8 protein-coding genes are annotated in these 8,238 nt (G+C 49.7%); 3 read left to right on the forward strand and 5 right to left on the reverse strand.

Translation table 11 applies throughout. From position 1 onward, the window contains the following. Positions 1–11 precede the first annotated feature (11 nt). Positions 12–3,116 carry an amidohydrolase family protein gene (locus ACTHMC_RS22380; protein ID WP_440416567.1) on the reverse strand — a complete coding sequence of 1,035 codons (3,105 nt, stop codon included), beginning with the start codon at positions 3,114–3,116 and terminating at the stop codon, positions 12–14. 94 nt (positions 3,117–3,210) lie between these two features. Between ACTHMC_RS22380 and deoC the strand changes: the two genes are divergently transcribed. Genes deoC through ACTHMC_RS22395 form a run of 3 tightly spaced genes read left to right on the forward strand, consistent with a single transcriptional unit; the run spans position 3,211 to position 5,570 of the window. After that, complete coding sequence (gene deoC, locus ACTHMC_RS22385) at positions 3,211–3,879, forward strand: deoxyribose-phosphate aldolase (RefSeq protein ID WP_440416568.1); 669 nt, start codon at positions 3,211–3,213, stop codon at positions 3,877–3,879. A 37-nt stretch (positions 3,880–3,916) separates the two neighbouring features. Beyond that, complete coding sequence (locus ACTHMC_RS22390) at positions 3,917–4,345, forward strand: SPOR domain-containing protein (RefSeq protein WP_440416570.1); 429 nt, start codon at positions 3,917–3,919, stop codon at positions 4,343–4,345. Between the two features lie 31 nt (positions 4,346–4,376). Next, on the forward strand, positions 4,377–5,570 hold the full coding sequence (locus tag ACTHMC_RS22395; protein WP_440416571.1) for a M20 metallopeptidase family protein: 1,194 nt from the start codon (positions 4,377–4,379) through the stop codon (positions 5,568–5,570). 4 nt (positions 5,571–5,574) lie between these two features. Here ACTHMC_RS22395 and ACTHMC_RS22400 read toward each other — a convergent pair whose 3' ends face one another. The 4 genes from ACTHMC_RS22400 to ACTHMC_RS22415 form a co-directional block, all read right to left on the reverse strand. Continuing rightward, positions 5,575–6,339 carry an ABC transporter permease gene (locus ACTHMC_RS22400; protein WP_440416573.1) on the reverse strand — a complete coding sequence of 255 codons (765 nt, stop codon included), beginning with the start codon at positions 6,337–6,339 and terminating at the stop codon, positions 5,575–5,577. Between the two features lie 2 nt (positions 6,340–6,341). Beyond that, a complete protein-coding gene (locus ACTHMC_RS22405) occupies positions 6,342–7,250 on the reverse strand; it encodes an ABC transporter ATP-binding protein (RefSeq protein ID WP_440416574.1) in 909 nt (302 codons plus the stop codon). Between the two features lie 2 nt (positions 7,251–7,252). Then, positions 7,253–7,990 (reverse strand): hypothetical protein, encoded by a 738-nt coding sequence (locus ACTHMC_RS22410; RefSeq protein ID WP_440416576.1) that lies wholly within the window; start codon positions 7,988–7,990, stop codon positions 7,253–7,255. Further along, positions 7,987–8,238, reverse strand: a 252-nt coding sequence (locus ACTHMC_RS22415; RefSeq protein ID WP_440416577.1) for a GntR family transcriptional regulator, incomplete at its 5' end; no start/stop codon positions are given. The genes ACTHMC_RS22410 and ACTHMC_RS22415, both read right to left, overlap by 4 nt.

The raw sequence follows: 8,238 nt of genomic DNA on the forward strand, positions 1-8,238 counted from the left end.
TTTCTGTTTGATTACTCGTTGATATTGTCTACATCCACTGCCAGCAAACCATGACTATGGAAATGGTCCATACAGGTATGGATCAGTTCCATCCTTGGCCTTGCGCGCTGGAACTGTGCAGCACCGGCAGGTCCGGCAGAACGTTTGGCAGACTGCAGCTTGTTTATCAGCCTGGCCTTCTCAGCCTGGATCTGCTTACGCAGTTCTGCATCTTTTTCACGATCGAAATAAACAGTACCGTCTACAATTGTTTTTTCCGCCACTGCATAAATAGTGAGCGGATTATGGCTCCAGAGCACCAGGTCAGCATCCTTACCAACCCTGATACTTCCTACCTTATCATCCACATGCAGCATTTTAGCAGGATTGATGGTAACCATGTTCAACGCATCGATCTCACTCATTCCAGCATACTTGATGCTCTTGGCAGCTTCCTGGTTGAGGCGGCGCGCCATTTCAGCATCGTCGGAGTTGATGGCTACATTGAGACCAACCTTAGCCATGATGCTTGCATTCTGCGGAATGGCATCCACCACTTCCATCTTGTACTGCCACCAGTCGCTGAAAGTAGAAGCATTGGCGCCATGCGCTTTCATCTTATCAGCTACCTTGTAGCCCTCAAGTATATGCGTAAATGTATTTACCGGGAATCCGAATTTTTCCGCTACGCGCATGGTAGCAGTGATCTCGCTCTGCACGTAAGAGTGACAGGTAATGAAACGCTTTTTGTTCATGATCTCCACCAGCGCATCCAGTTCAAGGTCCCGGCGGACAGGATTTAAAATGGGATTCGGACCGGCAGCACTCTTTTTAGCTTTACCGGTACCCGATGTACTGGCTGGTCTTTCTTTCAGCAAGGCAGCCTGGTAGTCGGATGCACGCTGGAATGCATCGGTGAGCACCTGCTCAACTCCCATACGCGTATCAGGGAAACGGTTATTCTGCTGAGAAGAAGAACGCTTCACATTCTCTCCCAATGCAAACTTGATAAAGGGATCAGCTCCTTTGAACTTCAGTCCTTCATCATCCGCACCCCAGCGCAGTTTGATGAGCTGTGTTTGACCGCCAATGGTATTGGCCGATCCGTGCAGGATATGTGATGTGGTTACGCCACCGGAGAGCTGGCGGTAGATATTGATATCTTCAGGATTGAGATTGTCTGCAATGCGTACTTCGGAGGTAACACTCTGCCCGCCTTCATTGATGCTCATGGCGGCAATATGCGAGTGCTCATCAATGATGCCTGCTGTAAGGTGTTTACCTGTACCATCTATCACTCGTGCGCCTGCACCGGAAAGGTTCTTGCCAATAGCTGCGATCTTACCCCCTTTGATCAGCACATCCGTTCCTTCCAGCTTGCCCTCTTTTTCGGAAGTCCAGACTGTAGCGTTCTTTATAAGCATGGTTTCCTGCACAGGAAGCGTTTCAGTGCCATATGCGAGAAAAGGATAGGTCACTTTTCCGAGATCCGGCGCAGGCTTTGCTTTGGCGCTATCGGATTTGGCTGCGGCAGCTTTGGATAATGTAGCACTCCAGGTGAATGGATTGCCTGCACCATCACGCCCGGAACCGTTCCATTCATTACCGGAAGCGATACCACTCATGATGGTCTCTGAAACCTTCGGCGCGCGGCCTTCCGTGAAGCTGAGCTTCACCAGTTTGCCGTCGTAGGAATATTTTCCCGTCAGCGTATCGGTACCAATGAAAGTAGCTACACCGCCATCTTTCAGGTCAAGTGTGAAATTCTTTGCATTGCTGGTGGTGAAAGTGTAAGTCCCCTTCGCATCGTTCCAGTTCTCATCTTTCACATTGTAACGGATGCCCTGAACCCAGTTTTGCAGGATCACCGTTTTTGCATCGAATATATTTCCGGAAGTGATGATGAAGTTAGCCAGCTTACCGCCTTCCAGGCTACCTACTTTATCGTATATCCCTAACAGTGAGGCCGGTGTTTTGGTGAGCGCTTCCAGTGCTTTGGTTTCGCTGAGGCCGTACTCGATGGCCTTGCGGAGATTAGCGGGAAAGTCGGTGAGGTTACCCAGATCAGCGGTAGTGATGGCAAAGGTAACGCCAGCTTTTTCAAGCGCGCCTGCATTGGTGGGCGCCAGTTCCCAGTGCTTCAGGTCATCCAGACCGGTGAAGCGGAGCTCATTGGGATCATCGGCATCCATGGGAGCCGGAAAGTTCAATGGCAGGATGAAAGCTGCTTTTGTAGCTGCTATCTCCGGTACGCGCTGGTACTCGTTATTACCGCCTTTGATAATATAATCAACGCCGAATTCCTTGCCGATACGGTTGGCGCGGAGATCAGCCCATTTGTCGCCTGCCTCAAAGATCTGCGGCAGTGATTGTGTTTCATTGAAAGACTTGAGTGTGATGTTCACGCCTTCCTTCACAGGATTGCTTTTGTACCACTGTGCATCCAGGTAGGTCTGGCGCAGTAGTGCGATAGAGCCCATCAGGCTGCCCGGGTAACTTTGGGTGGATGTTCCCTTGCTGAAGGAATAGTGGGCGGAGGCTTTTTCCTTTACCACTACCAGGTTCTCCTTGTCGGTAGCCAGTGTAACCACCGTTCCGGTACCGCGGGCGATACCGTCTTTGGAATGCGTGAGCACGGTACCAAAACCGAGATCACGGAGTGGCCTGGCTTTTGCATCGTCTACGTTGAAGAGCTTGTCGCCCTCCACATCAGAACGGATGGCCTGATTCCAGCCGTATGCTCCCTTGAGGTTGGAAGTGAGCTGCGCGGGGGCAAAGAAATTAAAGCCACCGGCCTGGCGTTGCGCAATGGCAATGCCATAGTCGCTGTACATATCTATAAATGAAGGATAGATGAACTTGCCCTTGCAATCGATCACGGTGGCACCGGCCGGCACGGAAACATTGGCTCCGGCTGCTACTATCTTTCCCTCTTTCACCACCAGGGTGGCATTCGGAATGGTAGTCTGCGCATCACGCACCAGCGTGGCATTGGTGAAAGCATAGTGGCTGATCCTGGGATCGGCCACGCCATTTACAGGATAGGTTGTCTGAGCAGTGAGGCTGATATGGAATAAACATACCAGCCACAACAGGAATAGAGGTTTCCCTGGTGGGTAGAACCCGGATTTTCTCATGAGGTTAATTTTAGATATGAAAGATGAAGACCCAAATTACTCAAATGAAGTAATTTCACCCGGTTAAAAATTGCTTAACCGGTCAATAATATACATGAATATAGCACCCTATATCGATCATACGATGCTGAAGCCAGTTATGACGTTGGAAGACGCGCGTAACTTGTGCCGGGAAGCAACCCAATATGGCTTTGCGGCCGTTTGCCTGCCTCCGCCGCTGGTGAAGAATGCCAAAGCCCTGCTGGTTGGCAGCAGCGTAAAAACCGCTACTGTTATCGGCTTTCCTTTCGGTTACTCGGTTGCGAAAGCAAAGGTATTTGAAGCGCAGCAGGCCATCGAGGATGGAGCCGACGAACTGGATATGGTGATCAACCTGGTAGCATTGAAGAACAAAGCCTGGGGCTACCTGGAAGCGGAAGTGAAACATATTATAGAAGCCGCTCATAAGAATGACCGCATCCTGAAGGTGATCATCGAGTCCGGTGTACTCACCGATGAAGAGATCATCGAATGCTGCAAAATCTACGGTGGTATGGGAGTGGATTTCTTGAAAACCTCCACCGGTTATGCCGAAAAAGGCGCTACGGTGGAAACCGTGCAACTGATGAGATCGCATCTCCCATCTTCCATCAGGATCAAGGCCTCCGGCGGCATCCGCACGGCGCAGTTTGCAAAACAGCTGATCGGCGCGGGCGCAGACAGGCTGGGATGCAGTGGCAGCGTGGCAATTGTTAAAGAAGAGCAGGCCGCTGAGGGCTATTAAAACATTGTTGTATTTTAGCGCACAAATCGTCTCCTGTATGAAACTGACCGGCGTAATCCTGATATTGTTCATTTGCCTGAATGCATCGGCCCAGACAGATACGGCCACGGTGGTGGTGCATAAGGATCCCCGCATTGAACTGCTGATCAAAAAGCAGATCGAGATCAACGAGTTCACTACCCGCAATGCGCGAAGATCGGCTCCGGGATTCCGCATCCAGGTGATAAGCACCAACGACCGTAACAAAGCATTCAGCGCCAAGTCAACCATCTATCAGCAATTCCCGGAACTGAAAGCATACCTGCTTTACCAATCCCCTTTCTATAAACTGAAAGTGGGCAATTTCAAGGAACGTGAAGATGCAGAGCAATACATGTCTGCCCTGAAACAATATTTCCCTTCAGGAGTATACATTGTACGTGATGTAATTGAAGTAAACCCCGAGAAGAATACGGAACAGGAGTAAACCAACCGTTTTCTTTAATTATTTTTGAACCATGACTACGCTGAAAGAAAAGATCCATAGCCTGGCAAAAGCCTTTGCACCTGATTTTATCTCCATAAGGCATCACCTGCATGCCCATCCTGAGCTCAGTTACCAGGAATTTGAAACCTCAGCGTTCATCCAGCAGCAGTTGCGTGATTTCGGTATTCCGTTTACAGTGATGGCAGAGACCGGTGTGGTAGGCGTTATTGAAGGAAAGAATCCCGGTAAGAAAGTGATTGCCCTGCGTGCCGATATAGATGCCCTTCCCATCCAGGAAGAGAACGATGTTCCCTATAAATCAACCCGCCCCGGCGTGATGCATGCCTGTGGCCACGATGTACATACTACCTGCCTTCTCGGCGCCGCTAAAATTCTGAATGAATTGAAGAACGAATGGGAAGGCACAGTGAAACTCATCTTCCAGCCCGGTGAGGAGCGCAACCCCGGTGGTGCCAGCCTGCTCATCAAAGAAGGTGTGCTCACCAAAGCCCCTGTTCCACAAGCCATTTACGGACTGCATGTGCATCCGCAATTAGCTATCGGACAACTGAGCTTCAGAGGTGGACAGGTAATGGCCAGCGCCGATGAGATCTATATTACCATTAAAGGTAAAGGCGGCCATGCGGCAGCGCCACATCTTACAGCGGATACCATTCTGATTGCATCGCAACTGATAGTCAGCCTGCAGCAGATCATCAGCCGCAACCGGAACCCGCTGAATCCTTCCGTATTATCCATCTGCTCCATCCAGGGCGGACATACCACCAATGTGATCCCCAGCGAAGTGAAGCTGATGGGTACTTTCAGGGCACTGGACGAAGAATGGCGCTTCAAGGCCCATGAGCTGATCAGGCAGCAGGCTACCGGTCTCGTACATGCGATGGGCGGGGAGCTCGACCTGCATATCGATGTCGGCTATCCTTCTGTATACAATAATGAAGCGCTGAACAAAGTTGCCCGCAAGCTGGCAGAGGATTTTGCCGGAAAGGAAAAAGTGGAAACCACTGAAGTGAGGATGGGCGCTGAAGATTTCGGCTACTACACGCAACATATCCCCGGCTGTTTCTATCGCCTCGGTGTAATGAATGTGGAGAAAGGCATCACTTCCGGTGTGCATACCCCCACTTTCAATATCGATGAGAGCGCTATTGAAACCGGTATGGGAATGATGGCCTGGCTCGGAAGCCAGACCGGATCATTCTAAGAATTTATCCGCGCTCCTTCCTTGTGACCATATTCCAGAAGCCAAGCACCAGTGCAGTGGCAGTGCCAATGAGTGAGTACCATTCATGGCTGGCCAGTCCTTTTACATTCATCGCTTTGAAATAGGTGAGAATGGGAAAGGCATAGGGAAAGTATACCACTTTATCCCATTGCAGAATGGCGATACCCATGATGGTAAGCCCGATACCTATCCCCAGGGAAGTAATATAATTCTTAAACCGCAGGCTGAGCCAGTACTGGATGGCAGTGATGCAAAGTGAAGCGATATAGATCCGGGCCGTAAGCCTTGCAAAGGCTGCAACGGGAGGTGGCGTTTCAAAAAAACCGTATTGTGGGCGGAAGATATTGGCTATATAGCCACTGGTAATAATAGAGATATTGAACAGCAGCAGCGAGCCCATGATCAATAATTGTATCACTACAAATTTTGAAAAGAAGATATCCGCATAACTGCGTGGCTGCGTGTACACCAGTTTCCAGGCATTGTTCTTATACTCTGTCTGTACCACCAGGCTGGTAATAACGGTCACGTACATGGGAAAGAAGGCCGCCCCCATCTGCCAGCTTCCTTTTGCATGGGATTCCCAGGGCATATTGCCCAGTTCAGCCATGAAGGCTTTCGGATATAGGATATATGCAATTGCATAAAGAATGGGCAGTGCAACACCTGCAATAAATGCTGCCCTGTAAGCCAGCGTGCGCCTGCTTTTCAGGAACTCCGCTTTTGTATTGATGATAAAACCTGCCATAACTACTGGTTGGTGATTTGAACGAATAAGTTTTCGAGATCGTGCTGCTCAACGGATACCTGGTATACTTCAATACCTTGCTGCACCAGTGTTTTGTTGAGCTGTGCCGTGCGCTCCCTGCTCTCGAACTGCACGGAGAACTGAGTGCCGTTCACCTGTTGCACCGGGAATCCATCCAGCAACTGCGAGGCGAGTTGCGCATCGTTCACCTCAACCAGCACCATTGCTTTATCGGCCTGTAGTTTCTGCAGTTCCTGCATCGATCCCTGAAATAATAATTTGCCTTTGTGAATGATGCCGATATGCGTGGCCATCTTTTCCATTTCCGTCAGCAGGTGACTGCTCACCAGGATGGTCTTGCCTTCTTCCCGGTTCAGTTTTTTGATCAGTTCCCGGGTTTCTATGATACCGCTGGGATCCAGGCCATTGGTGGGCTCATCGAGGACCAGCAGTTTCGGATCATTGAGCAGCGCAATGGCAATGGCTAACCGTTGTTTCATGCCCAGGGAATAAGCGCTTGCCTTTTTCTGCGCAGCGCTGCTGAGACCAACGATCTTCAGTACTTCGTCGATGCGGCTCTTCGGGCAGCCCAGACTGAGCCGGAAAACTTCCAGGTTCTCCTTTCCCGTAAGGTGGAGGTAGAAAGAAGGAGATTCGATCAGCGTGCCGGTCTGCTGCATGGCTTTGATCCGGTCGGTCTCGATACTGTTACCGAACAGCCGGATCACGCCCTGCTGGTTTTTCAGCAGGCCCAGGATCAGGCGGAGCGTGGTGGTCTTGCCCGCCCCATTCGGCCCGAGGAAGCCGTAAATGCTTCCTTCGGGCACCTGCAGGTCCAGTTGTTGAAGAATGGGTTGCCCGGACCGGAACTTATAGTCCAGTCGCTGGGTCTCTACAATAAAAGATTTCATGGCTATTTCTTTTGGTTGATCTTTTTGAGTTGATCGCCTGTTGCTTTCAATACCGAGCTTGAATCATAGGACATCGTGATCTGCTGCACTTCCAGTCCGGATATCGATAACTCACTCTCCTGGTTAAGCGAAACCTGCAGAGCTGAAACAGGAGACAATAAAGACAGTTCCGCTTTTGAATTATCCAGTTTCAAAAAAAGATTACGGATTGGATTAGGAGTGCCCTGGTAATAGCCAGTGGTTAAAAGGTCAGAGTTGACCAGGTGCATGGTGATATTTTCCACCGGCTTTGTTTTACGACCTTCTTTGAGGTAAACACCCTCACAATCCTCCAGTTTCAGATCAAAACCCGGTGGCAGGTACAGTTTCACTACATCATAAGAGTTTTCAGTGATGAATTGTTTGTCAACAGTTCCGTTCTGAAGTGTGTCGTACCTGTAATACGTACTATCTCCGAATAAAAGCACAGAGTCTCCGGACTGTCTCTCTTTTACAGGAAGACCATAATGGGTTTCGATTGTTGCATACAGAGAATCGGATGGGTAAACAGTCAGGTTGTTGATCCCACGCAGGGTCAGGTGTTGCTTGCCGGTATAGCTGTAAGTGGTCAGTTCATTCTCCTCTTTTTCCCAGCTGAAATTGCCGGACTTATACCTCGCCAGTATAGTGCCAACCACCAGTACAGGCAGCAGCACTGCCAGTAAGAAGATGGCAAGGATCAGTTTATTACTTGTTTTCATGCGAAATGTTGTTTCTTGTATTTTTCAAAACGGATTTTGAGATCATCAGGTTCCATATTCAGGAGGTACATATTGCGGAAAACCTGTGGTAATTCTTTTTGCATGAAATCATCTCGCCTGTATTCCAGGGCCTGATTCAATGCACCGGCCGAAACAAAATACCCGATACCACGCTGGTTGGTTATGATCTCTTTCTGTTGCAGGAATTCATAGCTGCGCATCACTGTATTGGGGTTCACTTCCAGTTG

Origin of the sequence: Pseudobacter sp. (genome assembly GCF_051955275.1) — a bacterium.
Taxonomy (GTDB): domain Bacteria; phylum Bacteroidota; class Bacteroidia; order Chitinophagales; family Chitinophagaceae; genus Pseudobacter.